At 65.7% G+C, this 26,581-nt stretch carries 29 protein-coding genes; 14 read left to right on the top strand and 15 right to left on the bottom strand.

Translation table 11 applies throughout. The annotated features are described in order from the left end of the window. Nucleotides 1–17: 17 nt before the first annotated feature. Nucleotides 18–1,520 carry a replicative DNA helicase gene (locus K359_RS0135620; protein ID WP_029083536.1) on the bottom strand — a complete coding sequence of 501 codons (1,503 nt, stop codon included), beginning with the start codon at nucleotides 1,518–1,520 and terminating at the stop codon, nucleotides 18–20. 291 nt (nucleotides 1,521–1,811) lie between these two features. After that, the gene (locus K359_RS65910; RefSeq protein ID WP_256372062.1) at nucleotides 1,812–1,934 is read right to left on the bottom strand and encodes a hypothetical protein; all 123 of its coding nucleotides are present in this window, start codon (nucleotides 1,932–1,934) and stop codon (nucleotides 1,812–1,814) included. Between the two features lie 133 nt (nucleotides 1,935–2,067). Here K359_RS65910 and K359_RS61915 point away from each other — a divergent pair, with 133 nt between their 5' ends. Continuing rightward, a complete protein-coding gene (locus K359_RS61915) occupies nucleotides 2,068–2,289 on the top strand; it encodes a hypothetical protein (RefSeq protein WP_156928832.1) in 222 nt (73 codons plus the stop codon). A 20-nt stretch (nucleotides 2,290–2,309) separates the two neighbouring features. Here the strand turns inward: K359_RS61915 and K359_RS0135605 are convergent, their stop codons facing one another. After that, nucleotides 2,310–3,563, bottom strand: a complete 1,254-nt coding sequence (locus K359_RS0135605; protein ID WP_029083535.1) for a cyclopropane-fatty-acyl-phospholipid synthase family protein — start codon at nucleotides 3,561–3,563, stop codon at nucleotides 2,310–2,312. A gap of 258 nt (nucleotides 3,564–3,821) precedes the next feature. On the opposite strand from K359_RS0135605, the gene K359_RS0135600 reads away from it, so the two are divergent. The 3 genes from K359_RS0135600 to K359_RS0135590 all read left to right on the top strand — a co-directional run bounded on the left by K359_RS0135600 (nucleotide 3,822) and on the right by K359_RS0135590 (nucleotide 5,958). Beyond that, nucleotides 3,822–4,802 (top strand): hypothetical protein, encoded by a 981-nt coding sequence (locus tag K359_RS0135600; protein ID WP_029083534.1) that lies wholly within the window; start codon nucleotides 3,822–3,824, stop codon nucleotides 4,800–4,802. 92 nt (nucleotides 4,803–4,894) lie between these two features. Continuing rightward, on the top strand, nucleotides 4,895–5,500 hold the full coding sequence (locus K359_RS0135595; protein ID WP_029083533.1) for a TetR/AcrR family transcriptional regulator: 606 nt from the start codon (nucleotides 4,895–4,897) through the stop codon (nucleotides 5,498–5,500). After that, entirely contained in the window at nucleotides 5,497–5,958 is a 462-nt protein-coding gene (locus K359_RS0135590) for a PaaI family thioesterase (protein ID WP_029083532.1), read from the top strand. The genes K359_RS0135595 and K359_RS0135590 overlap by 4 nt, the downstream gene beginning before the upstream one ends. 39 nt (nucleotides 5,959–5,997) lie before the next feature. Here the strand turns inward: K359_RS0135590 and rplI are convergent, their stop codons facing one another. The 4 genes from rplI to rpsF form a co-directional block, all read right to left on the bottom strand. Beyond that, nucleotides 5,998–6,597, bottom strand: a complete 600-nt coding sequence (gene rplI / locus K359_RS0135585) for a 50S ribosomal protein L9 (protein WP_029083531.1) — start codon at nucleotides 6,595–6,597, stop codon at nucleotides 5,998–6,000. A gap of 52 nt (nucleotides 6,598–6,649) precedes the next feature. Beyond that, nucleotides 6,650–7,612 carry a DUF2232 domain-containing protein gene (locus K359_RS0135580; protein WP_029083530.1) on the bottom strand — a complete coding sequence of 321 codons (963 nt, stop codon included), beginning with the start codon at nucleotides 7,610–7,612 and terminating at the stop codon, nucleotides 6,650–6,652. Nucleotides 7,613–7,738: 126 nt separating this feature from the next. Next, the gene (rpsR, locus tag K359_RS0135575; protein WP_016844287.1) at nucleotides 7,739–7,978 is read right to left on the bottom strand and encodes a 30S ribosomal protein S18; all 240 of its coding nucleotides are present in this window, start codon (nucleotides 7,976–7,978) and stop codon (nucleotides 7,739–7,741) included. A gap of 6 nt (nucleotides 7,979–7,984) precedes the next feature. Continuing rightward, the gene (gene rpsF / locus K359_RS0135570; RefSeq protein WP_029083529.1) at nucleotides 7,985–8,449 is read right to left on the bottom strand and encodes a 30S ribosomal protein S6; all 465 of its coding nucleotides are present in this window, start codon (nucleotides 8,447–8,449) and stop codon (nucleotides 7,985–7,987) included. 340 nt (nucleotides 8,450–8,789) lie between these two features. Here rpsF and K359_RS0135565 point away from each other — a divergent pair, with 340 nt between their 5' ends. The 9 genes from K359_RS0135565 to gmk all read left to right on the top strand — a co-directional run bounded on the left by K359_RS0135565 (nucleotide 8,790) and on the right by gmk (nucleotide 17,503). Next, nucleotides 8,790–9,506: a TetR/AcrR family transcriptional regulator C-terminal domain-containing protein gene (locus K359_RS0135565; protein ID WP_029083528.1), complete on the top strand. Its 717-nt coding sequence runs from the start codon at nucleotides 8,790–8,792 to the stop codon at nucleotides 9,504–9,506. Continuing rightward, nucleotides 9,503–10,528 carry a fatty acid desaturase family protein gene (locus K359_RS0135560; protein WP_029083527.1) on the top strand — a complete coding sequence of 342 codons (1,026 nt, stop codon included), beginning with the start codon at nucleotides 9,503–9,505 and terminating at the stop codon, nucleotides 10,526–10,528. Before K359_RS0135565 ends, K359_RS0135560 begins: the two co-directional genes overlap by 4 nt. A 210-nt stretch (nucleotides 10,529–10,738) precedes the next feature. Continuing rightward, nucleotides 10,739–11,692, top strand: a complete 954-nt coding sequence (gene fabD / locus K359_RS0135555) for an ACP S-malonyltransferase (protein ID WP_029083526.1) — start codon at nucleotides 10,739–10,741, stop codon at nucleotides 11,690–11,692. 21 nt (nucleotides 11,693–11,713) lie between these two features. Then, a complete protein-coding gene (fabG, locus tag K359_RS0135550; protein ID WP_024581467.1) occupies nucleotides 11,714–12,451 on the top strand; it encodes a 3-oxoacyl-[acyl-carrier-protein] reductase in 738 nt (245 codons plus the stop codon). A gap of 289 nt (nucleotides 12,452–12,740) precedes the next feature. Further along, nucleotides 12,741–12,980, top strand: coding sequence for an acyl carrier protein (locus K359_RS0135545; RefSeq protein WP_011441358.1), 240 nt, complete (start codon nucleotides 12,741–12,743; stop codon nucleotides 12,978–12,980). 96 nt (nucleotides 12,981–13,076) lie between these two features. Then, entirely contained in the window at nucleotides 13,077–14,342 is a 1,266-nt protein-coding gene (gene fabF, locus K359_RS0135540; protein WP_029083525.1) for a beta-ketoacyl-ACP synthase II, read from the top strand. 127 nt (nucleotides 14,343–14,469) lie between these two features. Continuing rightward, the gene (gene mltG, locus K359_RS0135535; protein ID WP_029083524.1) at nucleotides 14,470–15,729 is read left to right on the top strand and encodes an endolytic transglycosylase MltG; all 1,260 of its coding nucleotides are present in this window, start codon (nucleotides 14,470–14,472) and stop codon (nucleotides 15,727–15,729) included. 229 nt (nucleotides 15,730–15,958) lie between these two features. Beyond that, entirely contained in the window at nucleotides 15,959–16,846 is an 888-nt protein-coding gene (locus K359_RS0135530) for a YicC/YloC family endoribonuclease (protein WP_029083523.1), read from the top strand. 3 nt (nucleotides 16,847–16,849) lie between these two features. Continuing rightward, a complete protein-coding gene (gmk, locus tag K359_RS0135525) occupies nucleotides 16,850–17,503 on the top strand; it encodes a guanylate kinase (RefSeq protein ID WP_029083522.1) in 654 nt (217 codons plus the stop codon). Nucleotides 17,504–17,557: 54 nt separating this feature from the next. Here the strand turns inward: gmk and K359_RS54015 are convergent, their stop codons facing one another. After that, entirely contained in the window at nucleotides 17,558–18,604 is a 1,047-nt protein-coding gene (locus K359_RS54015; RefSeq protein ID WP_051346594.1) for a hypothetical protein, read from the bottom strand. Nucleotides 18,605–18,728: 124 nt separating this feature from the next. Between K359_RS54015 and K359_RS61910 the strand changes: the two genes are divergently transcribed. Further along, nucleotides 18,729–19,265 carry a hypothetical protein gene (locus tag K359_RS61910; protein ID WP_029083521.1) on the top strand — a complete coding sequence of 179 codons (537 nt, stop codon included), beginning with the start codon at nucleotides 18,729–18,731 and terminating at the stop codon, nucleotides 19,263–19,265. A 163-nt stretch (nucleotides 19,266–19,428) separates the two neighbouring features. On the opposite strand, the gene K359_RS54010 is transcribed toward K359_RS61910, so the two are convergent. From K359_RS54010 to K359_RS0135480, 7 genes are all read right to left on the bottom strand, one after another. Further along, nucleotides 19,429–19,836, bottom strand: coding sequence for a hypothetical protein (locus K359_RS54010; RefSeq protein WP_371261226.1), 408 nt, complete (start codon nucleotides 19,834–19,836; stop codon nucleotides 19,429–19,431). A gap of 33 nt (nucleotides 19,837–19,869) precedes the next feature. After that, on the bottom strand, nucleotides 19,870–21,207 hold the full coding sequence (locus K359_RS0135505) for a caspase family protein (protein ID WP_371261227.1): 1,338 nt from the start codon (nucleotides 21,205–21,207) through the stop codon (nucleotides 19,870–19,872). A 258-nt stretch (nucleotides 21,208–21,465) separates the two neighbouring features. Continuing rightward, on the bottom strand, nucleotides 21,466–22,524 hold the full coding sequence (locus K359_RS0135500) for an alcohol dehydrogenase (protein ID WP_029083519.1): 1,059 nt from the start codon (nucleotides 22,522–22,524) through the stop codon (nucleotides 21,466–21,468). Between the two features lie 19 nt (nucleotides 22,525–22,543). Then, the gene (gene rsmA, locus K359_RS0135495; protein ID WP_029083518.1) at nucleotides 22,544–23,398 is read right to left on the bottom strand and encodes a 16S rRNA (adenine(1518)-N(6)/adenine(1519)-N(6))-dimethyltransferase RsmA; all 855 of its coding nucleotides are present in this window, start codon (nucleotides 23,396–23,398) and stop codon (nucleotides 22,544–22,546) included. After that, nucleotides 23,395–24,399 (bottom strand): 4-hydroxythreonine-4-phosphate dehydrogenase PdxA, encoded by a 1,005-nt coding sequence (gene pdxA / locus K359_RS0135490; protein WP_029083517.1) that lies wholly within the window; start codon nucleotides 24,397–24,399, stop codon nucleotides 23,395–23,397. The genes rsmA and pdxA overlap by 4 nt, the downstream gene beginning before the upstream one ends. A 17-nt stretch (nucleotides 24,400–24,416) precedes the next feature. Then, the gene (locus tag K359_RS0135485) at nucleotides 24,417–25,364 is read right to left on the bottom strand and encodes a SurA N-terminal domain-containing protein (protein ID WP_029083516.1); all 948 of its coding nucleotides are present in this window, start codon (nucleotides 25,362–25,364) and stop codon (nucleotides 24,417–24,419) included. Nucleotides 25,365–25,450: 86 nt separating this feature from the next. Further along, nucleotides 25,451–26,581: LPS-assembly protein LptD (locus tag K359_RS0135480; RefSeq protein WP_029083515.1), on the bottom strand; the 1,131-nt coding region annotated here is incomplete at its 5' end.

The following is a 26,581-nucleotide window of genomic DNA, read 5'->3' as shown; positions in this document are numbered from 1 at the left end:
TCAACCGCGTCAGAGCATCAATAGTGGCGATCCGGAACCTGGCCGTCGGGGGCGAGGTCGCCGAAGCGCGTCACGCTGGCCTCGAAGTGCAGATCGACCGTGCCGGTCGGGCCGTGGCGTTGCTTGCCGATGATGACTTCGGCCTTGCCGTGGGCAAGGTCCATGTCCATCTGCCACTTCTCGTATTCCGGAGTACCCGCGCGCGGCTCCTTGTTGGCGAGGTAATATTCCTCGCGATACACGAAGATCACGACGTCGGCGTCCTGCTCGATCGAGCCGGATTCACGCAAGTCCGAGAGCTGCGGCCGCTTGTCTTCGCGGTTTTCGACCTGACGCGACAGCTGCGACAGCGCGATGATCGGGACGTTCAACTCTTTGGCCAGCGCCTTCAAATTGGTGGTGATCTCGGTGATTTCCTGCACGCGGTTGTCGTTGCCCTTCTTGCCCGAGCCCTGCAACAGCTGGATGTAGTCGATCACGATCAGGTCGAGACCCTTCTGACGCTTGAGCCGCCGCGCTCGCGCGGTGAGCTGCGAGATCGAGAGGCCGCCGGTTTCGTCGACGTAGAACGGCAGCGATTGCAACTCGATCGAGCAGTCGCGGATCTTCTCGAAATCGAGCTCGGAGATGCCGCCGCGGCGGATCGAGCTCGAGGGGATGCCGGAGCGTTCGGCGAGAATACGGGTGGCGAGCTGCTCGCCGCTCATTTCGCAGGAGAAGAAGCCGACCGCGCCGCCGTTGATCGCCTTGGTGGTACCGTCCGCCTGCACCTCGCCCTCATAGGCTCTGGCGACATTGTAGGCGATGTTGGTGGCAAGCGAGGTTTTGCCCATGCCGGGACGGCCGGCAAGGATGATGAGGTCGGAGGATTGCAAGCCGCCCATCTTGGCGTCGAGGTCGCGCAGGCCGGTCGAGATGCCGGACAATTTGCCGTCGCGCTGAAACGCCTTCGCCGCCATGTCGACGGCGACGGTGAGTGCCTGCGCGAAGCGCTGGAAGCCGCCATCGTAGCGGCCGGTTTCGGCGAGGCTGTAGAGCTGCCGCTCGGCATCCTCGATCTGCGCGCGCGGGGCAAAGTCGACCGGCGCGTCGAACGCGACGTTGACGATGTCCTCGCCGATCCGGATCAGGTCGCGACGCAGGCTGAGATCATAGACGGTACGTCCGTAATCCTGCGCGTTAATGATGGTGGTCGCTTCGGCTGCGAGCCGCGCCAGGTATTGGCTGATGGTCATGCCGCCGATGTCGGTATCGGCCGGCAGGAACGTCTTCAGGGTCACGGGGGTCGCGACCTTGCCCATCCGGATCAGGGAACTGGCAGTCTCGTAGATCGTCTGATGCAGCGGCTCGAAGAAATGCTTCGGCTCCAGGAAGTCGGAGACGCGGTAGAACGCGTCATTGTTGACCAGGATCGCGCCCAGAAGACTCTGTTCCGCTTCGATGTTGTGCGGCGCACTCCGATAGGTCGGGGACGCGGCGTCGGGCGCGAGCTTGTGGACGTTCGAATCAATCAAGGCCATGGACGAGCTTATTCTTCTGATTTCGTCGTTACTGCGATTTTCGGATGTGGGGCGGCGATCAAGCGCCAGCCCGGCACGAAGCGAAAGGACGGATGTGCCTTATGCACGATTCACACAACGCGATGTGTGAATCCGCCACGGCCGAATGCATTCCGCTTGACGGGGTTTTGCCCGAAACCGAGGGGAGCGCGGCCGATCAGGGATGTCGTTGGTAAAAATTGGAGGCGGCCTGAACCTTTTGTCGGGCTGCCGCGCCCAATCCGAAGCGAAGTCGCTGCTGGCCCCGGTTCCTCAGACCAGAATGAGGAAAGCCAGTGCGATCAAGGCGGCCGCCACGCCGGTTGCGATCAGGGCGTAGTCGGTCACGAGGTCGCGTTGCGGGTCCAACATCGTCTGGTGCGTTTCTCGGGTCATTCCGGACCTCTACGACAGATCGGGGCGGACCTCTGTGAAGCAGATCACACCTGGCGCACTTTCTTTGCGTCAGGTTCGCGGGAACGACCCGGCGGATTCCGGGTTGTATTCGCTCAGGGAAGATACGGGGACCATGGCTCACGAGTTTCAGACAGCGCGAATTCAGCCCGGCCGGGCAGGTGGCATGGACCGCCGCTGGCTGGCGGCGCTTGTCGAGGCCATGGAGCAGGCGGCGCGTCCGGAGGTCCGGAGTGTTCCCTGCGATGCCCGGCTGATCTCGGCGGCCGCGGCCCATCTGGCGCGTCCGGCCCCGACCTTCGCCCATTGCAGGTCCGCCTTCAGCCTGCGCAACTAGCAGATAGCATTCCTTCAGACTTATTCGCCGGCGAGTTGCAGCCGGGGCTTGGCGGCGCCGGCCTCCTTGAGCCGCAGCCGGGCTTCCTCGCGGCCGATATAGTCGCGGGTCATCGGGACCACGCCTTGGCGCTTGGTGAGCTGCAGCTGGAAATTCATCATGTTCTGCACCCGGAACGACATCTCCGAGGCCGCCAGATAGAATTCCCACATCCGGGCAAAGCGCTCGTCGTAGAGCCGCACAGCCTCCTCGCGCCGCGCCATGAAGCGCTCGCGCCACGCCTTCAGCGTCTCGGCGTAGTGCAGGCGCAGGATCTCCATGTCGCAGATCAGCAAGCCGGCCTTTTCGATCGCCGGCATCACCTCGGAGAGCGCGGGAATGTAGCCGCCGGGGAAGATGTATTTGCGGATCCAGGGGCTCGTGACATCGGGCCCGGTCGAGCGGCCGATCGAATGCAGCATCATGACGCCGTCGTCGCTCAAGAGCTCGGCGCAGCGCTTGAAGAAGGTTTCATAGTAGGCGACCCCGACATGCTCGAACATGCCGACCGAGACGATGCGGTCGAACGGGCCGGGGATGTCGCGGTAGTCCTCGAGCAGGAAACGCGCCGAATGCGACAGGTTCCGCTCCGCCGCCCGGGCTTTGGACATCTGCAGCTGCTCGGTCGACAGCGTGACGCCGGTGACGTCGGCGCCGCTCATCTCGGCGAGATAGAGCCCAAGCCCACCCCAGCCGGAACCGATGTCGAGGATGCGGTGGCCGGGCTTGATCAGGAGTTTTGCGGCGAGGTGGCGCTTCTTGGCGAGCTGGGCATCGTCCAGTGCCGCGTCCGGCGTCTCGAAATAGGCGCAGCTGTACTGCTTGTCCGCGTCAAGGAACAGGGAATAGAGGCGGCCGTCGAGATCGTAATGGCTGGCAACATTGCTCCTGGAGCGGCCGCGCACATTGATCTGCTGGGCGCGCCGTCCAAGGAAACGCACCCAGGCCTGCAGCCTGGCAAAGTTCGGCAACATTGCCGCCTGGCCCATCAGGACAGACAGCACCTCGGCGATGGTGCCTTGTTCCACCACGAACGTGCCGTCCATGAAGGCTTCGCCGAGATAGAGCTCGGGATCGACCAGAACGCGGACTTCAGCCCCTCGGGTCATGAAGCGCGCGGCAACGGGTTCGCCGGTGCCGTCACCGCAGGCGAATTGGGCGCCGCTCGCGGTCGTGAACGTGATCGAGCCGCGGCGGATGAAGCGCCCCAAGAAGAATCGCAACAATCGGTCCATCGAAACACCAACGGAACGGCAAGCTGCACACCGACACCACCGGAGCTGATCACTCCAATGTGTCCCCATCCTCAACATAGGCAGGGAATTAAAAGCCGCTATTGCGTTGTGGTCAAAGCCGATATTCCAAAATGTGACAATTGCGTGGATGCGTCATGCGCGCGCTTCCATTCGCGTGATAATCGGCTAAAAGGTCACCGCCGCGGCCGATCCATGAGGCGCAGGCGGCGATTTTTCCGGAATCTGGAGACTTAAGGAATGTTGAGCCGAGCCCTCAGTCTGGCGACGGTGACGCTTCTGATTGGCTGCCTGTCAGCCGTATCGGCGCAAGCGCAAAACCTCGAGGCCGGCAAAAGCCCCTCCCAGATCTTCGCAAACACCTGCACAGCCTGCCACAAGAGCCCGCGCGGCCTGCTGAAGACCGTGCCGGCCGGTTCGCTGCCGGGCTTCCTGCGCCAGCACTACACGACGTCCAGCGACATGGCCGGAGTGCTCTCGTCCTTTCTGATTTCGAACGGTGCCAACGATCCGCGCTACCAGGCCAAGGATCAGCCCAAGGGCTCAAAGCAGGGCGCGCGCGAAGGCCGGCAGGAGGCGAACCAGTCGCCGGAGCAGCAGCCGTCCGAGCGTCCGCCGCGCCGCCAGCGTCAGGGTGCTGCGCCGCAGGAAGGCGCCAATGAAGCGTCGAAGCCCGACGCGGACGGTCTGACGCCGGCTCCAGGTGAAGGACGCCATCGCGGCAGGCGGATGGCGCGTCCGAGCGAGGCGCCCGACGGCGCCAAGCCGGAGGACGGCCAGACCCCGCAGGCCGCCGGCGAGGGCAAGCCGTCGCGCCAGAAGCACGGCCGTCGCGGCAAGCCGGTCGACGAGCCGAAGTCCGACGAGGCGCCCAAGGGAGAGGCGAAAGGCGCGGCGACGGGCGACGAGCCCAAGGCCCAGACCGCCGTCAAGCACGAGGACAAGGGTGAGACCGAGAAGCCGGCGAAGCCCGCCAGCGAACCTGACACGGCCAAGGTCGATGCGCCCAAGAGCAGCGGCGAGCCGGCCGCGGCGCGGCCTGATCCGGTTCCGCAGGTGACGCCGGTGGCGCCCGCCGCTTCGTCATCACCCGAGCCCGCCGCAGCCGCGTCTCCCGCTCCGGCACCCGCCGCGCCGCCGGTGACCGCAACGGCGCCGCCGCCACCACCGCCCCCGACGACGCCGGGCTCCGGTCCACCGGAAGCTCCGACCTCGAGGTAATTGCCAACGCCGGGCCGCGAGGTCCGGCGTTATCGTTTGACAGCCATTAGAGCAATACTCTAGAGTAATAATCTAGTCAGGAGTGAGGCGGGTTGACCACGGCGCGCGAAGATCTGCTGGCGGCGGGACTGGCGGTGTTCGACCGCGACGGTTTCGAGGGCGCAACGGTCGCTGAGATCCGCTCCCGGGCGCGCGCCTCCAACGGCAGCTTCTTTCATTTCTTCGCCTCGAAGAAGGAGCTCGCCGGAACCCTGTTCCTGGAGATCCTGCAGGCCTATCACGCAGCGATCATCACCTCGGTCGACGCCAGCTGCGCCGCCGCCGAGGGCGTTGCGCGGCTGATCCACGCCCATCTCGATTGGGTCGTGACCTTCAGGCGCGAGGCGCGCTTCCTGTTCGAGATTTCGCGCAGCGAGTGGGGCGAGGAGGTGCGCGGCGCACAGCGCACCGAGAATTCGCGGCTCACTGACGGCATCGAGCGCTGGCGTGCACCGCTGCTCGCGCGCGGCGAATTGCTGCCGATGAGCGCGACGCTGTTCTTCAGCCAGATCATCGGGCCGGCGCAGATCTTCTGCCGCGCCTATCTGTCGGGCCGCCATCAGAGTGATCCGCGCGAACAGGTCGAGACGCTGATCGCCTGCGCGATCCGCGCGGTGGTGGCGCCGGGGGCGTCGGAGCGAGGAGGAGGAACGTCATGAGCGAGACCGATCCGGACTTTGCGCCGATCGCAACGCGGATCCGCGACAATGTCGGCCGTCAGGGATTCATGGGGCTCGTTGGCGCCGAGGTGGCCGAACTGTCGCGCGGCGCGTGCACGCTCGCGGTCGACCGGCGGCCGGAGCTGCTGCAGCAGCACGGCCTGTTTCATGGCGGGGTGACGGCGTTCCTGGTCGACAACGCCACCACGATCGCGGCGGCGACGTCGCGCGGCCAGCCGGCGCTGACGGCGGAGTACAAGCTCAACCTGCTGTCGCCGGCGTCGGGCGATCGGCTGATCTGCCGGGCGCGGGTGATCAAGCCGGGACGTCAGGTCGCCGTCGTTGCAGCCGACGTGTTCTGCATCATCGACGGCAAGGAGAAGCACACCGCGACAGCACTGGCGTCGATCGCGATGCTCGACAATCAGGCGGCGGCACGAATCCAAAGCCCGGCCTGATGGGGCCGGGCTTCAGTCGGTGGAGTGATGAAGAGAAGCTTACTTCTCTTCGGCAGCCGGGGCCGGCTCGGCTTCGTCGTGCTGGGCTTCCGGATCGAAGAACTCGCCAGCGGCGGCGATCGCCTCGGCGGCAGCGTCCTGGTCTTCCTGGCGGGTCGAGATGTCCTCGCCGCGCTTGATCCGATCGGCCTCTTCGGCGGAGCGGGCGACCGTCACGGTGACGCTGGTCTCGACCTCGGGGTGAACCGCGATCGTCACCTTCTGCTGGCCGATCGTCTTGATCGGCGAGTCGAGCCAGACCTGCGGACGGGCAACCGTGACGCCGTCGGCGGCCAGCGCAACGACGATGTCGCGCACCGTGACCGAGCCGAACAGCTGGCCGGATTCGGAGGCCTGGCGGATAATGACGACGTCGCGGCCGTCGATCTTCTCGGCGACCACGGCGGCTTCGCCCTTGGCCTTGATGTTGTTCGCCTCGAGCTCGGCCTTCATGCCGTCATACTTGGCGCGGTTCGCGTCGGTGGCGCGCAGCGCCTTGCCGCGCTTCAGCAAGAAGTTGCGGGCGAACCCGTCCTTGACGCGCACGACTTCGCCCATCTGGCCAAGCTTGGCGACGCGTTCGAGCAGAATGACTTCCATTTTCGTTCTCCTTTAGATGCAAAGTATCGGGTTGAAGTGGTTGGATCGAATGTCACGCCACCGGCAAAGGCGGCGGTCTTGTTTGCAGATAGCGCTGGCGCAGTCCGAACACGGCGTCGGCGATGCCAAGCGCAGCCATCACGAGGATCAGTCCGCTGAAAACGAACATGACGGCATAGACGCAGACGAGCCACAGGGTGCGGTTGCTGGCCGACAGGGTCAGGACATGCAGGACGGCAAAGCCGACGAGCGCGTAGGCGAACAGCAACGCGGTCGCGACCGCCTTTGCCAGCATTGCGAACGTGCCGCCGACAAAGCAGAACGCGACGGCTGCGGCCAGGATCGCGAGCGTGACCGGCGGCAGCGCGGTGCTTCGCAGGTCCGGCCATGGCCGATGCAGGCGTCTGGATGTCAGTGCGACCTTCGCCGCCAGCCACAGGTTCAGCGTGAACATCATCGTCACGCTCACCGGCAGCGCCAGCGGGGCAAGGAACACGAACAGCCTCGCGAGCTGATCGATTTGCTCGGCCGTCATATTGCCGTCGGTCTGGCGCATCATCTCGCGCAGGCCCTGCCGGATGGTCTCGGCGATGGCGTCGACGTCTGCACCGAACGACAGCAGGATGCCCGCCGTCGTGAGGACCGCTATGGCCACGATCCAGATCAGGATGCGACCGACCGGATACCATTCGAGATTGGCGGCGCTGCCCGCGGCCGCTGTGGTCGCGCCCGGCCGTCCGAGCATGGCGAGGTGGCCGAGCCACCAGGCCGGCAATGCGACCCCGATTGCGAAGCCGACGCCGTGGGACAGGCCGAGGAGGGTTGTCAGCGCGGCGGTCGCGATGATGCCGCTGAACACAGCGGCGAGCGGACCCCAGCCGAGCGCCACCACCATGAGCGGCAGCGGAGCAAAATAGGCGAGCAGCAACGAGACCGCCGCGCCCGAAACGATCGAGGCGAACATCAGCGCCGACGCGGCGCCGGCTGCAAGTGCAACGATGAGTATCGCGATCATCAGCTGTCCCGCTCCTTTCGAGCGGTTAGAGGCACTCTGTCGAGAACCCCAACCATCGGCGACCGGACGACCCGGAAGCCTTATGAGAATAAGCGGCCGGCGGCGCGTGCCGCCGGCCGGAAACGTTTACCTGATAACGTAGGGCAGCAAGCCGAGGAAACGCGCGCGCTTGATGGCGCGGGCGAGCTCACGCTGCTTCTTGGCGGACACCGCCGTGATGCGGCTCGGCACGATCTTGCCGCGCTCGGAGACGTAACGCATCAACAGCTTGGAATCCTTGTAGTCGATCTTCGGCGCGTTCGCGCCCGTGAACGGGCAGGACTTGCGGCGACGGAAAAACGGACGGCGGGCACCAGCATCAGCCATGATTCATTACTCCTCGGTCGCAGCTTCTTCTTCGCGCGGACGGCGCGGGCCACGGTCGCCACGGAAACCACCCTCGCGGTCGCCACGGAAGCCGCCTTCGCGGTCGCCGCGGAAGCCACCGCCGCGGTCATCGCGCTCGCGGTCACGGTCGGCCTTGCGCATCATCGCGGACGGGCCTTCCTCGTGCTCTTCGACGCGCACGGTGAGATAGCGGATGACGTCTTCGTTGATCCGCTCCTGACGCTCGATCTCGGTGACGACAGCCGACGGTGCGTCGATGTTCATCAGCACGAAATGCGCCTTGCGGTTCTTGTTCATGCGGTAGGTGAGGGAGCGCACGCCCCAGCTCTCGGTCTTGGTGACCTTGCCGCCGCCCTGCTCGACGATCCCCGTCATCTGAGCCGTCAGTTCATCCACCTGCTGGGTGCTCGCATCCTGACGCGCGAGAAAAACATGCTCATAAAGAGGCATGGTTGTCCTTTCCTGTGTTGGCGCGGGTTTCCGGCGACAAGCCCTTCGAGACCTTCGGAAAGGACTCGAGCTGCTCAGAAGGCGGGAGCACGGGACGACGGGCCGACTGGCCCTGCCACATCAAAATCAACGGGTGAATTTGCTGAGACCGTCCGTTCAGCTCCCGGCCGGAGCCCACGAATGGGGCGCTTTATACGGATTTTGGCCGCGAAGGCAAGGGTTGTCAGCCCCGGGATTTCGCGAGGAGGCGGGCCGCTCCGGCGCTCCATAGCCCAATTCCGGAGTTCCATGTTGATTTCTTTGTTTGTATATCATACAAATATCTCCGGGAGAACGATCAATGGGTTCGGAGACCACCAGCGGCATGTCCGCGTCCGATCCGAAGCACGCCGTCCGCGCGACACGGTCGGCGGGGCGCAAGATGCGCTCGTTGCTGCTCGATGCCGCCAGCCGCCTGTTCAAGGAGCGGGGGCTCTCGGGCACGTCGATCTCGGATATCGCCGCAGCCGCCGACGCCTTTCCGAGCCAGATCACCTATTACTTCCGCACCAAGGAGGCGCTGTTCGTCGAAGCCGCCAGCCGCGACATGCTTTATCTGGCGCGCGCGACCGAGCAGGCTGCGCTGCAGGCACAGACGCCGCGGGAGTACACGCACGCTTTGGCCGAGACCGTGACGGCAACCGACACGGTCGCCTTCTTCGCCGAGGCTTTGACGCTCACGCGGCGTCGCCAGGATCTCGCGCCGCTGGTCGAGCGCACCATCGAACGTCTCCACAGCGAAGGCGCACGCGCTTATGCGGGCCAGGTCGAGCGGCACGGTTGGCGCTCGCTGCGCGCGCCGGAAGAGAGCTCGCGGCGCTTCTGGGCGATTGCGATCGGCGTGATCGTCGAAGGCTTTGCCATGGGCCGCGGCTCCGAGGAGATGTGCCGCGAATTGCTGCGCGCGCTCGGCGAGCAGGCGACCGCAACATCGACGTCGGCCAATGATGGATCGCGCCTGCGCCTGGTCGGCGATCGCGACAATTTACCCTGCACGGACGGGGAGACCAGCTCATGACCGCGCTTCGCATGCGTGCCCGCGATTTTCTCACCGAAGACGAACTGGTGGCGGTCCGTGAGCGCACCACGTGGAAGGGCGTCGCGCTGATCGCGCATGCCTGGGCCTTGATCCTGGTGGCGATCGCGCTGGTCGCCTGGTGGCCCAATCCGCTGACCTATCTGCTTGCGGTCGCGATCATCGGCTCGCGGCAGCTAGGGCTCGCGATCCTGATGCATGACGGCGCGCATGGCTGTCTCTCGGCGGACGAGAAGACCAATCTCACGCTGAGCCAATGGTTCTGTGCCTATCCGATCTTCGCCGAAACTCGCGGCTATCGCCGCTACCATTTGCAGCATCATGCGCGGACGCAGCAGGAGGACGATCCGGATCTCGTGCTGTCGGCGCCGTTTCCGATCACGAAGGTGAGCTACCGCCGGAAATTCTTCCGCGATATCACCGGGCAGACCGGCTACCAGCAGCGCAAGGCGCAACTGCTCAACGCACTCGGGCCGAAGGACTGGCCGTTGTCGCAGCGTGCCGCGAATTTCTGGGACAAGCTCGGGCCGCAATGCGTCGCCAATGCGCTGCTGTTCGCAGGGCTTGCCGCCGCGGGCGTGTGGTGGGCCTATCCGCTATTGTGGCTGGTGCCGCTCTTCACCTGGATGATGGTGATCACGCGGATCCGCAACATTGCCGAACATGCCGTCGTGCCCGACAGCTCCAATCCCCTGCGCAACACCCGCACCACGCGCGCCAATGTCCTCGAGCGTCTCTTCATCGCGCCGTACTACGTGAACTATCACCTCGAGCATCATTTGCTGTTCTACGTGCCCTGTTACAACCTGCCGCGCGTCCACCGCATCCTGAGCGGAAGCCGTTATGCCGAGCGGATGGAGGTGCAGCCGGGCTACGCCGCCGTGCTGCGGCTTGCGACGGCCAGGCCCGCCCACGAGGATCGTCCGGGGCAACTGGTCAACAGCGCGCGCCGGGCGAGGGCCGGCGCCGAGGTTAACGCCGACCAGAATGCCGGCGGGTTCTAGGGCGGAAGCCCGTCCGGCATCCCCAGGGTTCCTCCCGCGCGGCTTGACATCGCGCCCCCCATCAGTGTCTTACGGCCCGGTCCAGGGCCGAGGTGCACGGCAGGGCCCGGACCCGCTGTGGCGCGTTTCGCGCGACGCGGATACCGTTTCCCCTGCGGCGGGCGCCAAGCGCCTGCGCGGGGATCACGCTCAACAAGGTAGGGATCGCCGATGACGGCAGCATTTACGTTTCCCGGGCAGGGCTCGCAGGCGGTTGGCATGGGCAAGGCCCTGGCCGACGCCTTTCCGGTCGCCAGGGCGGTGTTCGACGAGGTCGATTCCGCGCTGGGCGAGAAGCTGACCGCGATCATCTGGGATGGTCCGGGCGAGACATTGCAACTGACGGAAAATGCCCAGCCGGCCCTGATGGCGGTCTCGATCGCCACCCTGCGCGTGCTCGAGAGCGAAGCCGGCTTCTCGGTCGGCCGCAACGCGGCCTTTGTCGCCGGGCACTCGCTCGGCGAGTATTCGGCGCTGGCCGCCGCCGGCAGCCTGACCGTCAGCGACACCGCGCGGCTGCTGCGCACCCGCGGGCTTGCGATGCAGAAGGCGGTGCCGGTCGGCGCCGGCGCGATGGCCGCGCTGCTCGGCCTCGATTACGAGGCGGCGGTAACGGTCGCCAATGAGGCGGCGCAGGGCCAGGTCTGCCAGGCCGCCAACGACAATGGCGGCGGCCAGGTGGTGGTCTCCGGCGACAAGGCAGCCGTCGACCGCGCCGTCGAGATCGCCAAGACCAAAGGGGCAAAGCGCGCGATGCTGCTGCCGGTGTCGGCACCGTTCCACTGCAAGCTGATGCAGCCGGCGGCCGATGCGATGGCCGAGGCGCTGTCCGGCGTCACGATCAAGGCGCCCGCGGCGCCGCTCGTCTCCAACGTGCTGGCCTCGGCGATCACCGATCCCGACGAGATCCGCCGCCGCCTGGTCGAACAGGTCACGGGCACGGTGCGCTGGCGCGAGTCGGTCGCCTATATGGCAGGGCAGGGCGTGACGCGGTTCTTCGAGATCGGCGCCGGCAAGGTGCTGAGCGGCCTCGTCAAGCGCATCGCCGATGGCGCGGTCGGCGTGTCCGTCGGCGGCCCGAACGATATTGCTGCGGCCAAGGACGCGCTCGCAGCTTCGGCTTGAAGCAGCCGGGAGGAGAATTCGATGTTTGATCTGACTGGCAAGACGGCGCTCGTCACGGGCGCAACCGGCGGCATCGGCGGCGCGATCGCCCAGGCGCTGCACGCGCAGGGCGCGACGGTTGCGATTTCGGGGACGCGGCGCGAGGTGCTGGACGGCTTTGCGGCCAAGCTCGGCGAGCGCGTTCACGTGCTGCCGTGCAATCTCTCCAGCAAGGATGATGTCGAGGCGCTGGTGCCGGCAGCGGAAGCTGCGATGGGGCAGGTCGACATCCTGATCGCGAACGCCGGCATCACCCGCGACAATTTGTTCGTGCAGTTGCGCGACGAGGATTGGGACGACGTGATTGCGGTCAACCTGACCGCGACATTCCGCCTCGCGCGCGCGGCGACCAAATTGATGATGCGCAAGCGCTTCGGCCGCATCATCGCGATCACCTCGATCGTCGGCGTCACCGGCAATCCGGGGCAGGGCAACTACACCGCCTCGAAGGCCGGCATCATCGGCCTGATCAAGACGCTCGGTGCCGAATACGCCAAGCGCGGCGTGACCGCCAACTGCATCGCGCCGGGTTTCATCAAGACGCCGATGACGGATGCGCTCAACGACAAGCAGCGCGAAACCATCCTGGCGAAGGTTCCTGCGGCGCGGCTTGGAACGCCCGAGGACATCGCTGCGGCGGCGGTCTATCTGGCCTCGAACGAGGCTGCCTACGTCACCGGACAGACCATTCACGTCAACGGCGGGATGGCTATGATTTGAGCTGCTTACTGGCTCTCGCAATGCGGCGAAAAGCCGTTTTCGGGAGCCGGTTCAGGCGTGTAGTCAAGGCTTGGGAAGTATGATAGCTGAACCCCCCATGGATGGGCAAAGAACGCCATTGCAGGATTTTGAAACCCTGTATATTGGCGTGGCGACGCCTGCCGTTCGCCGGGGCTTTAGTCGGCTACGACCGGGCCGAATCAAGACTATGCGCGACTGAGTAATCGAGACGACCACGATGGCTCGTATCGTCTTGGGGTCGGGTCCAATGGAACAACGAGGTTGAACGATGAGTGAGATTGGCGAGCGGGTTAAGAAGATTGTGGTCGAGCACCTTGGTGTCGAACCCGAGAAGGTGGTCGATGGCGCGAGCTTCATCGATGACCTCGGCGCCGACAGCCTCGACACGGTCGAGCTCGTGATGGCCTTCGAAGAAGAATTCGGTTGCGAGATTCCCGACGACGCGGCGGAGACGATTCTCACCGTCGGCGACGCGACCAAGTTTCTCGAGAAGAACGCGAAGAGCTGACGCCGATCGCGGAGTTGATGGAGCCGGACGGACCGCGGTTGAGCGGTCCCCCGGTTTCTTACTATTAGCCGCCCATTGCTGGCCGGAGGCGTGGAAATGAGACGGGTTGTCGTCACGGGGCTGGGCATGCTTACACCGCTCGGCTGCGGCGTTGACGCAACCTGGACGCGCATCCTCGCCGGCGAGAGCGGCGGCAAGAAGATCGACACGTTCGAAGTGTCCGACCTGCCGAGCCAGGTCGCCTGCTACATTCCGCGCGGCGACGGCTCCAACGGCACCTTCAATCCCGATCAGTGGATGGAGCCGAAGGACCAGCGCAAGGTCGACGACTTCATCCTCTACGCGATGTGCGCCGCCAGGCAGGCGCTTGACGATGCCAATTGGCATCCGAAGTCCGATGAGGACCAATTCGCCACCGGCACGATGATAGGCTCCGGCATCGGCGGCCTCACGGGCATCGCCGAGACCGCGGTGCTGCTGAAGGAGCGTGGACCGCGCAGGGTCTCTCCGTTCTTCATTCCGGGTCGCCTGATCAATCTGGCGTCCGGCTACGTCTCGATCGAGCACGGCCTGAAGGGTCCCAATCATGCGGTCGTCACGGCGTGCTCGACCGGTGCGCATGCGGTCGGCGATGCGGCGCGGCTGATCGCGCTCGGCGATGCCGACGTGATGCTCGCGGGCGGCGCCGAATCGCCGATCTCCCGCATCGGCATCGCCGGCTTCTGCGCGGCGCGCGCGCTGTCCACCGGCTTCAACGACACCCCGCAAAAGGCATCGCGGCCGTACGACAAGGATCGCGACGGCTTCGTGATGGGCGAGGGCGCCGGCGTCCTCGTCCTCGAGGAATACGAGCACGCCAAGCAGCGCGGCACGAAGATCTACGCCGAGGTCACCGGCTACGGCCTGTCGGGCGATGCCTTTCACATCACCTCGCCGCCGCCGGACGGCAATGGCGGCTTCCGCAGCATGAGCATGGCGCTGAAGCGCGCCGGCCTCGCGGCATCCGATCTCGACTACATCAATGCGCACGGCACCTCGACGCAGGTCGGCGACGAGATCGAGCTCGGCGCGGTCGAGCGTCTGCTCGGCAATGCGGCCTCGAAGGTTTCGATGTCGTCGACCAAGTCCGCGACCGGACATCTGCTGGGAGCGGCCGGCGCGATCGAGGCGATCTTCGCGGTGCTTGCGATTCGCGATAATGTGGTGCCGCCGACCATCAATCTCGACAACCCGTCGGTGCAAACGGCGATCGATCTTGTGCCACATACGTCGCGCAAGCGTGACGTGAATGTGGCGCTCTCCAATTCCTTCGGTTTCGGCGGCACCAACGCCTCCGTGATCGTGCAGCGCGTGACCAATTAGTAGGTCTTTAGAACTAGTCCACCGTTTTGCCGTATTCCGCGGTGACTCCTAATAGCGGGCGTATGCTATTGGCAGGGCAGGGGTTTGTCCGGCCACGATTCAACCGGCAGGATATTGGTTTGCATCGATGAGTGAGAGGCCGCCCATTTCACCGAGGAGTCCACGTGCCGCGCTGGAGCCCGAACAGGTTCCGCCGCCGCCCAAGCGCTCGGATCGTGCCCGCAATCCCTTCGTGATCGTCGGCAATGCCATCTTCACCATCCTGATCATCCTGATGATCGGCGCGGGAGCGACGTATTACTACGGCAGGCAGACGCTGGAATCGCCGGGCCCGCTGCAGGAAGACAAGATCGTCAACATCCCCGCGCGCGCCGGCAAGCGTGACATCGCCGACGTGCTCTCGCGCGAGGGCGTGATCAACGTCAATCCGTGGATCTTCATCGGCAGCGTGTTCGCACTGAAGGCGAGCTCCGATCTCAAGCCCGGCGAATACTCGTTCCAGAAGAACGCCAGCCTGCGCGACGTCATTGCCACCATCGTCGACGGCAAGGTGGTGCAGCACGCCATCACGATTCCCGAAGGCCTCACTTCGGAGCAGATCGTGACGCGGCTCACCGACAACGACATCTTCACCGGCTCGGTGCGCGAGATTCCGCGCGAGGGCACGTTGCTGCCGGAGACCTACAAATTCCCGCGCGGCACCACGCGCGATCAGGTGATCCAGCGCCTGCAGCAGGCGCAGAAGCGCGTGCTTGCCGAAATATGGGAACGCCGCAACACGGACACGCCGCTGAAATCGCCGGACCAGCTGGTGACGCTGGCCTCGATCGTCGAGAAGGAAACCGGCCGCTCCGACGAGCGCAGCCGCGTCGCCGCCGTGTTCGTCAATCGCATGCGCCAGAAGATGAAGCTGCAGTCCGATCCGACCATCATCTACGGATTGGTGGGCGGCAAGGGTACGCTGGGGCGCCCGATCAAGCGCAGCGAGATCACGCAGCCGTCGCCCTACAACACCTATGTGATCGACGGCCTGCCGCCCGGACCGATCGCCAATCCCGGCCGTGCCTCGCTGGAGGCAACCGCCAATCCGGCGCGCACCCGCGACCTGTTCTTCGTCGCCGACGGAACCGGCGGCCACGCCTTTACCGAGACCTACGACCAGCACGCGAAGAACGTCGCCAAGCTGCGCGCCTCGGAGAAGCAGATCCAGAACGACACCGTCGAGCCCGCGGATGATCCGGCGCCGGCCGCCGCGGCGCCGGGCGCAGCCGACAACAATCCCACGGCGGCCACGCCGCCGAAGCCCGCCAATCAGAAGAAGCCGCCGCGCAGCGGTCGCCAGGGCGCAGCCCAGCAGACCAATTCGCCGCCCGTTGTGCAGCGCTAGAGCGCGATGCAATTGGGCTGTATCGTCGTCGCGCTTTAGCTTCTTGTTTGAGCATGATCTTTCCGGAAAGCCGCTGCACACTTTTCCGGATCAAGCTCCAGCTCTGCATTTTCCGGGGGTGGACGTAATTCCACTTTCACGGAATCCGTTTTAAGGTCGCACCGGCTCCCCCCGAGTCTCGTTAGGCTCCGGGTGAGTGCCATATCCTTCTGTTGGAGAGTTTCACGCGATGGCGCTGTCGAGCATGACTGGCTTTGCCCGAAGCCATGGCGGAAGCGGTCCCTACACGTTCGAATGGGAGCTGAAATCGGTCAACGCCAAGGGCTTTGACCTGCGGTTGCGGCTGCCGCCGGGCTGGGACGAACTGGAAGCCCTCGCCAAGAAGCGCGCCGGCGAGCTGCTGTCGCGCGGCACGGTCTACGCCAATCTAACCGTCAAGCGCACCGATGCGGCGCAGACCATCCGGATCAACGAGGACGTGCTGGCTGCCGTCGTGAAGGTCGCAGGTGAGCTCGCGCAGCGGATCGACGCGGTGGCGCCGAGCATCGATGGGCTGCTCGGCATCAAGGGCGTCATCGAGGTGGTCGAGCCTGACAGCAACGAGGACGAGGACAAGGCGGCACGCGAGGCGGCGGCGAAGGCGTTCGAGCAGGCGCTCGGCAGCCTCGTCGAGATGCGCCGCCGCGAAGGCGATGCGCTGGGCGCGATCCTGATGCAGCGGATGGACGAGATCGAGCGGCTCGCCAGGCGCGCCGAGGCGGCGCCGGGCCGCAAGCCCGATGCGATCAAGGCGCGGCTTGCCGAGCAGATCGCGGCGCTGCTGGAGACCTCCGATCGCTTCGATGCCGACCGGCTGAGCCAGGAGGCGATCCTGATCGCCACCAAGGCCGATATCCGCGAGGAGCTCGACCGCATCGCCTCGCATATCGCCCAGGCGCGCGAGATGATCGGCAAGGGCGGCCCGGTGGGACGGCGGCTCGACTTCCTCGCCCAGGAGTTCAATCGCGAGGTCAACACCGTCTGCTCGAAATCGAACGACGTCGAATTGACCAATACCGGACTTGAGATGAAGAACGTGGTCGAGCAGTTCCGCGAACAGGTCCAGAATCTGGAGTGAATGATGACGGCGCAGGGTTTTGACGGCGTTGAGCGGCGCGGACTGATGTTCGTCCTGTCGTCGCCCTCGGGCGCCGGCAAGACGACGCTGTCGCGCATGCTGATCGAGCGCATGCCGGATTTGAAGATGTCGGTGTCGGCGACCACGCGCGCGAAACGGCCGGGCGAGGTCGAGGGCCGCGACTATTTCTTCGTCGATAAGGCGAAGTTCGAGGCGATGGCTAAGCAGGGCGAGCTCTTGGAATGGGCCACCGTGTTCGACAATCGCTACGGCACACCGCGCGCGCCGGTCGAGGCGGCGCTCGCGGCCGGCCAGGACGCGCTGTTCGACATCGATTGGCAGGGCACCCAGCAGTTGCGCGAGAAGGCGCGTGCCGACGTGGTCAGTGTCTTCATCCTGCCGCCGTCAGCCGCCGATCTCGAGAAGCGGCTGCATACCCGTGCGCAGGACTCGGAGGAGGTCATCCGGGGGCGGATGAACCGCGCCACCCATGAGCTGAGCCACTGGGCGGAGTACGATTACATCGTCGTCAACCAGAACGTCGACGACGCCTTCGCCGAGGTGCAATCGATCCTGAAGGCGGAGCGTCTCAAGCGTGAGCGCCGCACCGGCCTCACTGAATTCGTGCGCGGCCTGCAGCGTCAGCTCGAGAAGTAGCTGACCGCGATCGCGGGGATCGCATCACGTCTCATGTCCTCGCTCGAGCGCAGTCTAGTTCGCCGCGCTGCGCGCCAACCGCTGCAGCATGGCTGCGATCTGCTGGTTGTCTTGCTCCCTTTGATCCAGATCGCGCGCGGTCTCGCGACGCGCAACCGGCGTCTCGGTACGGCGCGCAGCCGGTGTCTCGGAGCGGCGCGGCACCGGTGTCTCGGAGCGGCGCGGCGCTGCCTCGGACAGGCGCAGCGGACGGTCGCGGCCGACCACGGACATCGGTGGTGCCGGCTCGGTGTGGAGTGAATCCCAGGGCGCGCGCCACTCCTCCTTGATTTCATAAGGCGGCGTCCGCGTGCGCGTCAGGCCGAACACCAGCGCGCTGACGAGGCCGGCCAGCGCCAGGGCACCGACCATCACGATCAGCAGCATCTGCGTCGAGGACGACGATTTCTCCGCGGGCGCTTCGGCCGCGGCAGAGGCGGCAGGAGCGGTCGCGGCCGCCTGTTGCGGCGTTGTATCCGCCTGCGCGACCACCGTCGGCTGGTCTGCGGTGTGCCGGGTTCCGTTGGTTCCGGCCATGCTCGACGCATCCAGCCATCTCGTGTTCACGGCCGACGGCTGGGCGGTCGCGTCGGGCGGCGCAGCAGACGCCGCCGGATCGGTTGCCGCCGTGCTGCGGGCCTGACCGGCATCGGGGCCTGCGACCGGCGCGGCCGCGGCCTGCGGCGAGGGCCATTCGGCATGGGCATCGGAGACCGATTTGCGCATCGCCGGCTGCGGCGTCGGCTTGGTAGGTGGCGGCGCCGCGTCGGCCGTGGCCGTGTCGGGCGCGGCGGCCGGCTGCTGCTGCGCGGCCGTGGTCTTGGCAGCCTTGTCCTTGGCCTCACCGAGATACCAGCACTTCTTCTTCGTGCGGTCGAGATGGTAGAACCAGTGGCTTCCCGCAGGCGCGGTTGCCTTGGGAGCGGACAGACAGGTGTCCGCCGTATTCGCCGTATTGGTGCTCGCCGTATTGGCGGCCGTCTGGGCCATGGCGCTGAAGCTGGCGCCGGCCAGGATGCTGGCGGCAAGCGCCGCAGCGAATTTCGCTGAACGATTTGACATACGCGTCCCCGGTATTCTTTTTTACGCAAACGCTGGTGACGCCAATCTCGGTAAAGAGTTGGGTCGCAATGCGCCGCAAATCCGGAGCGGGTAGGGCTTAATTGGGGCTTGCGACGCCCCGCAATTGCGGCGCGCCGGTGGCCAGAAATCGCGCTGGTTCGGTCAGGGAACGGCCTACCGTTTTGACGCGGTCCAGCGGCCCTTGCATCCGTCAGATCGCACGAACGAGCCGGAGCCACTGCGGGCCGAGAAACGGCCCGAGCTGGTCCAGCTCAAGCCTCGGGCCGATCCGCTTCCCGTCGTGGACCCATTGGGGCTGACACGTCCGGAACTCAGCTCTCCCGAAATGCTGCCGCCTGAGATCACCAGCCGTTCGGTGCTGGAGCCGCAAGGCGACCCCTCGGCGACAACCACCCACGAACCATCGAAATTGCCGCCACCGCCGCCTTCACCGCTGGTTTTCCGCGTCGCGCGGCGCGGCGCCTCCGAGCTTCGTGCAGGCTTTGACGGTGCGACGGCGCGCGGCGCCTGGCGGGTCCCGGACAGCGACTTCTCGTCATTGCCGATGCTGCCGCCGCTGCTGCCGGACTGCGCGAGCGCGGCCGCCGAACCGGTAAGGCAGAGCAGGGCAGAGAGCAGGGTCATTCGGATGTTCGGCTGAAGCATCGTGTGCATGGTCGGGCATGTCCAAATTCTTGATCTACAAATTCAGGGTCCGGGGCAGCGCTATTGTTTGGTGGCGGACCAGGTCCCGCCGCAGCCGTCGGAGCGGCGGAACGTTCCCGAACCACTGCGGCCGGACAGCCGACCCGACCCGATCGAGGTCAAGCCGTTGGCCTGGAAAACGGAGCGCGCCGCGCCGCTGGGGCTGACGGATCCGGTGGCCCTTCGCCGATGATCCTGCCGCTCGTGATCACGACCGCGCCGGAGCCGGTGCCGCCGCAACCGACTGACGTGACGACCCAGGCGCCGTCGACGCTACCGCTACCGCCACCGCCGCTCTTGCGCGCGGCGGGGCGCGGCTCGTCCGCTTCCGGCTTGGTGCGCCGGGCCGGTCGATCGGTCTCGACCGAGCGGGGCGCGGCGCGCGAGCCGGACAGCGACTTCTCGTCATTGCCGATGCTGCCGCCCGAGCTGCCGGACTGCGCAAGCGCGGCCGTTGAGCCGAGGGCGGAAAGCAGCAAAGCGGAAAAAAGGAAGGATCGAGGCATCGAGTGAAACATGCTTGTCATTCTCGGCCTTATTCAAAATGATCGTCAGCAAATTCAGTGTCCGGCGCCGTCGGCGCAGACGGCATCGATAATGCGACAGGATTTCCCGGCCTTGCCACACTCGTCAAGTGCGGCGGTCCTGGCGCGATCGAGCGTGTCGCGCTGGATCAGCGACCAGGACTTGCTCGAGATTGCGAACGCGCCGCAGCGTGAGCCGTAGAACGAAAGCTCGAGGGTGCATTTGGCGCCGCCGCATTTGGCGCGCGCGTCGTCGACCGCGGCGCGCCGCGACGCGTGCTTCCAGGAGATGCCCCATTTGTCGATGTCGGGGCCATAGACGATCGATCCCCAGGGCTGCAGGTCCTCCATCTTGCGCAGCCGCGTCAGCAAGCCCTCGGTCGCTTCGCCGGTCGGCGTCATCGCGACCTTCTCCTGGAATTTGCTGATCGCCGCGCGCATGCCGTTCTTGCTGTCGATCGGCTCGGGATCGAAATTGTGCTCATAGAGCCGGTCGCTCAATTCACGCAGCAGTGCCGGATCCCTGATCTGAATGCGGTCGGGATCGGGCCGCAACGTGCCCGGCGATTGCGGCTCGGGCTGCGGCGCGACCGCAACCTTCTGCTCGGCCGCGGCCGCCGGCGGCACGAAATAGAAGGTCCCGTCGATCGGCGACGACGAGACCCAGGGCTGCTGCGATCCGCCGGTCGCGCGCTTCACGGCAAGGCCGACCTGGTTGAAGGTCTGGAAGATGTCGAGCCCGGCGAGCTTGATCGTGGAGGCCAGCGCCCTGGTGTAGGGGCTGTGGCCGTCGGTGCCGTCCTGCGCAACGTTGCCGGGCTGCGTGGCGTAGGAAATCAGCGTGCCCTCGGGCGCGCGCATTTGCGCCAGGCCGCCGTCGGCGGCGCGCAGGCCGTGTCCGCCGAACGGATTGTTCCGGCAGGCATCGAGGATCACCATGTTGAGCCGCGTGCCGGAGCCCTGCATCTGCCTCAGCACCAGGTTGACGTCGAGCATCTGGAAATCGACGTCAGCCTCGCGCGTGGCGTTGGCGTTGACCGGCACCAGGTAGTTCGCGCCGGACACCTGAACGCCATGACCGGCGTAATAGAACAGCGCGACGTCGGCGCCCTGCACCTGCCGGCCGAAGCTCTGGACGGCGATGTCCATGCCCGACTTGTCGAGATCGAGCTGGGCGCGGCCGCCGATCAGGGTGAAGCCGAGGCTTGCCAGCGTCTCGGACATCAGCGTGGCATCGCTGCGGGGATTATCGAGCCGGGTGACGTTCTGGTAGGCGGAATTGCCGATCACCAGGGCAACGCGCTTCTCGGTGGCCGCGTGCGCCACGCCGACGAATGCCTGCCACAGCAGCGCCAGCAGCGCCGCGGCCGCCAGGCTCCTGTCTTGCACAGCCCCGTGCATCCCCGTGATCCTCTCAGCCTCGCTGGCAGACTACCAGCGTGCGCGGGAGGACAAAAGCGCAGTTGGGCCGGCCGGGCGCGACCAATTGCGCTCAGTGACATCGCACAGGGAGTACCCCGCCGGGAGCTTGCGCGGCGGCGGGATGGTTCGTTAAGCGCGCATGATCTCCGCGCAAACGCGTTCCGCGTTTGTCGCGAGGGAAAACCGCTTCACACTTTTCCGGATCATGCGTTAATTCTTCAGGACGATGCGTCCCACGACCTTGCCGGCGCGTAGTTCGTCGATCCATTTCTGGACGTCGGCCATCGGCTCTTCCTTCATCGGCGTCGGCTTGATCTTGCCGGCACGCGCAAGCGCCATCAATTCCTGGCCTTCGGCCAGCGTGCCCACCATGAAGCCCTCGATGGTCATGCGCTTGTAGACCCACTGCACCATCGGCAGCGCGAACTGGCCGCCCATCAGGCCTGAGACCACGATCTTGCCGCCGCGCGCCACCGTGGAGACCGCAAACGCCATCGACTTCTCGTTGCCGGCAAAGTCGACGACACCGTCGAAGCCGCCGTCGCTCTCCTTCAACATACGCTTGACGACATCGGGCTCGGCGGGGTCGTAGGCGGCTGCGGCACCATTCTTCAGCGCGGTCTCGCGGGCCGCGGGGCTGAGATCGGCGACCGTGATCTTTTGCTTGAACATCGCTTGCGCGAACGACAGGCCCATCATGCCGACGCCGCCAAGGCCGATCAGCAGCAGATTGCGCTGGCGCGGGCGATCGACCAGACGCTTCAGCGCGCCATAGGCGGTGACGCCGGAGCACATCAGCGTGGCGGCCTGGTTGACCGGCAGCGGATCGTAGTCGAGCAAATATTTTGCGTCGGGCACCAGCACGTGGGTGGCGAAGCCGCCATCGATCGAGACGCCGAGGAAGCGCTGCTTGACGCAGAGGTTCTCGTCGCCGGCGAGGCAGTCGCGGCACTGGCCGCAGCCGATCCAGGGGAAGACGGCCTTCTTCGATCCGACCAGATCCTTCGGCGCATCGGGGCCGACCTCGTCGACGACGCCGGCGATCTCATGGCCGAGCGTGAAGGGCAGGGTCATGCCGCGGGTGGTGTCGAGCTTCTTGCCGCCGCCGAGATCGGCGTAACCGTCCTGGATGTGGAGATCGGAATGGCACAAGCCGCAACGTTCGATGCGCACCAGCACCTCGCGTCCTTGCGGCTTCGGCGTGTCGATGATGGTTTCGCACAGCGGTGCATCGAATTTGACAAGGGATTGGCGAACCATACGCGCCATTACGTTTTCTCCTGATGTTTTATTTTGTGGACCGTGTATCGGCCAATTCCCGCGCCATGGCAACAAAGCCCGCGACCGGAATGGTTTCGGCGCGCCGCGTCGCATCGACCTGGGCTGCGGCGGCAAGCCGCGCCGGATCGGCCGACAGCGATTTCAGGCTCTGGCGCAGCATCTTGCGGCGCTGGCCGAAGGCGGCGGCCGCCACCTGCTCGAGCATGCGGCGGTCGCATGGTTCGGGTGCGGCGCGCGGTATCAATCGTACCACCGAGGAGGTGACCTTCGGTTGCGGCACGAATGCTGCGGGCGAAATGTCGAACAGGATCTTGGTCTCGGCGCGCCAGTTGGCGAGCACCGCAAGCCGGCCATACGCCTCCTCATCCTCATGGGCGACGATGCGCTCAGCGACCTCGCGCTGGAACATCAGCACCATGGTGTCGTACCAGGGCGGCCACGGTTCGATCGACAGCCAGTCGACCAAGAGCTGGGTTGCGATGTTGTAGGGCAGGTTGGCGACGATCTTGGCCTTGCCGCCATCAAGCAGGGGACGCGGATCGAAATCTTGCGCATCGCCATGCACGATCTCGATACGGCCGGGATAGCGCTTCACGATGTAGTCGAGCGCGGCAAGCGCCCGCTCGTCGCGCTCGATGGCGATCACGCGTTTGGCGCCGAGTGCAAGCAGCGCGCGTGTCAATCCGCCGGGCCCGGGCCCGACCTCGATCACGGTGCAGTCTTCCAGCGGGCCCGCCGCGCGGGCAATCCGCGCGGTGAGATTGAGATCGAGCAGGAAATTCTGGCCGAGAGATTTGCGCGCCGACAGCGAATGCTCGCGAATGACGTCGCGCAGCGGTGGCAGATCGTCGATCGCGCTCACGTCGTGCGCGCGGCCGCCATACGCGCGGCGAGCCGGAGCGCGGCGATCAGGCTCGAGGGATTGGCCTTGCCGGTGCCCGCGATATCGAACGCGGTGCCGTGGTCGGGCGACGTCCGGATGAAGGGCAGTCCCAGCGTGACGTTGACGGCGTCCTCGAACGCGACGGTCTTGATCGGGATCAGCGCCTGGTCGTGATACATGCAGATCGCGCAATCATAGTTTTTTCGCGCGGCTGCGTGGAACATGGTGTCGGCCGGCAGCGGGCCGCGGACGGCAATGCCGTCGCGGCGCAGGATCTCGACGGCGGGCGCGACGATCTCGACGTCCTCCATGCCGAGCGTGCCGTCTTCGCCGGCATGCGGATTGAGGCCGGCAACGGCAAGGCGCGGTGCCGCGAGGCCGAACCGCGCCTTCATGTCCGCGACCACGATCCGCGCCGTCGACACGATCAGATCGGTCGACAATTGCGCCAGTGCCTCGCGAACCGAAACGTGGATCGTCACCGGGACGACGGCGAGTGCCGGCGACCACAGCATCATCACCGGCTGCGGTGCGCGCCCGCTGCGGGCGGCAAGCTCGGCGAGGAATTCGGTATGGCCGGGATGACGGAAGCCGGCGCGGTACAGCACGTTCTTGGCGATCGGATTGGTGACGACGGCGCCGGCCTTGCCGGACGCGACATCGGCGACGGCTTGACGGATCGAGGCCAGCGCGGCGGCGGCACTGCTGTCGTCCGGCTCGCCCGGTCGCGCCGTCACCGCCTTGCCGGTCGCAACGACGGGCAGGGCGCGTGCAAACGCCGCGGCCGCCTCCTCGGCGCTGACCTCGGCAAACTCGACGGCAAGCCCGAGCGTCCTGGCGCGTTCGGCAAGGGATACGCGGTCGCCAAGCAGGTAGAACGGCGGCAGATCGAGTTCGCGGCGGCGCAGCCATGCTGCGAGCGTGATGTCGGGGCCGATGCCTGCGGGCTCGCCGGATGTCAGTGCGAGAGGTTGAGCCATGCGTCAACGATAGTCGATCATCGCCCGCCTGGGTATTCGATCATCGCGGCTTTTCGGACTTCCTGCAGGTAGGCTTTCGACTTCGCCTCGTACTTCTGCACGTACATCTTGTCCCGCACCTCACGCTTCTTCGGCGTGTCCACGGTGGTTGCCTTCCTGCCGCAGAGCGCGACCATTTCGATGCCCTGCTTGGTGACTTCAGGAGGGGTGAGGTGGCCGACCGGGGTCTTGTCCAGGATGTCGCGCAGCGCCTGCGGCAGGTCGGCCGAGGTCTTGACGACGATTTCGCGGATCGCGGCGTTGCGCATCGACTTGAAGGAGGTGTTGGCCTCCTCGCAAGAGGTCACGCGCTCGCGCAGGCTCTCCGCTTCCTTGCGGCGGCTCTCGAACTCCGACTGCGGCGCGCCGCGGGGGATGATCAGGACGACCGGCTGCATCCTGTATTCGAACGCTTCGGCGTCCGCGGCTTCTCCGGTTTCCTTGACCGCGTTGTTGACGTCCTTTTCGCCGACCTGCAGGCTTTCCTTGAAGCGGCCGCGGACCAGGCTGGTCCAGACCATGTCGGCCCTGATGCGCTGTTTCAGCGTATCCGGGCGGATGCCCTTGCTCTCCAGCACCTTGGTGAGCTGATCGTTCGAAAGCCGCATCCGCTGCGCCATTCCGCCGTAGGACTGTTCGATATCGTTGGCGGAGGGATCAACGCCAAATTTCTTGGCTTCCTTGATCTTCAGCTTCTCATCGATCAGGTCGTCGAGGACGGCCTTTCGATCGGGGGCCTTGCCGCCGGTGAGGGCGTTCAGCTTGGCGCGCATCTCGATGTCGTAGTTGGTGATGGGCTCGCCATTGACCATCACAGCGATGGTCTGGGCGTGCAATCGCGCACCGCCTGCCAGCAGGAGGGCAAGCGCCAGCACGGTACTCAACAACAGGGAATGGCGGCGCGTCGGCGGGCTAGCAGTCGTCATTATTGTCATGTCAGCCGTTTAAACCAATTCAAGCCGGAGCCACAGGCCCCCGGGCAATTCAAGCCCCTTGCCAGCACCCTCGCTCGCTACTGCACGCCAGCCGAACTGCTGGTCGTGGAGGTTTGCGCGATCGTCCGCAGGCCGATCTGGAACATGAACGCGTGGCTGAGGACGGGCGGTGTCGAGCCCGCCTGATAGGTATAGGAAGTGACATAGTTGGCCGCCAGCACGAAGCAGTCGTCCACATAGCCCGCGCCGAACGCGTACTGGTTGATTTTGTTCGCTTCAAGGTCCCAGCGCGCAGCGCCCTGAACCACCCAGTTCGACGCCACCTTGACCGATCCGCTGGTGAGAACGCCTTCGCGGCGCGTCAGGTAGCCGAGTTCCGGCTGCGCTGCATAATCGCCGTAGGTGACGGCGACCGACCAGCGGTCGAAATTCGCGCTCGCCGTGGCCTCGAACCGGTTGATGTTCCAGGTTGCCTCATCCATCCGCGAGCGCACGCTGAACGTATATGTGCGGTTCGGCGAATAGGCGACGCTCGCGACATAATCCGAGCGCGGGTTCTGCAGGCCGGAGTCGACACCGGTGTTGGTCATATCGGTGACCGCGAACGAATTCAGCCCGAACATCTGGTAGGACTGTCCGAACATCGTCTTGACGCTGCCGCCGCGATCGAACTGCGTGGTGGCCTGCACGCCGACATTGGCGCGGCCGCCGCCCTCGACACGGTCATAGCCGGAGAACTTGTCGACCGCGAACAGGTTGCTGGTGTCGAACACCAGGCTCTGTGCATCCTCGTTTGGCAGCTTGCCGGCATCAGGCTCGTTGGGCCGGATGATGACCTGCGCGATTGGCTCGACGGTGGTCGTGCCCCACGGCTGCACATTGATGAACGGGTAGCGGTATTCGAAGCCGACGGTCGGCATCGCGCGGACCGTCTGGGTGTCGCCGACCGGCAGGAAGTTGGAAACGCCCGGCTGATTCGAGACGTCGGCATTGATGGCGTCGGCGCGGATGCTGGCGAACGGCGTCCAGATCTGGCCGAACGGGTCGGTGTAGGACTTGCGCCACTGCGCCTCGGCGGTCAGCCTTGTGTAGGTGCCCGGCATGCCGCGCAGCAGGCACTGCGACGGCGTCCGCGCCAGCGGATCTGCGGACGTCAAACTGCACAGGCCGGCGGTGTTAGCAAGCGTCGTGATCGGATCGAACACCGC

The sequence above is a fragment of the Bradyrhizobium sp. th-b2 genome, assembly GCF_000426785.1.
In the GTDB taxonomy this organism is placed as follows: Bacteria; Pseudomonadota; Alphaproteobacteria; order Rhizobiales; family Xanthobacteraceae; genus Bradyrhizobium; species Bradyrhizobium septentrionale.
This window is presented reverse-complemented; position numbering and strand designations above follow the sequence as displayed.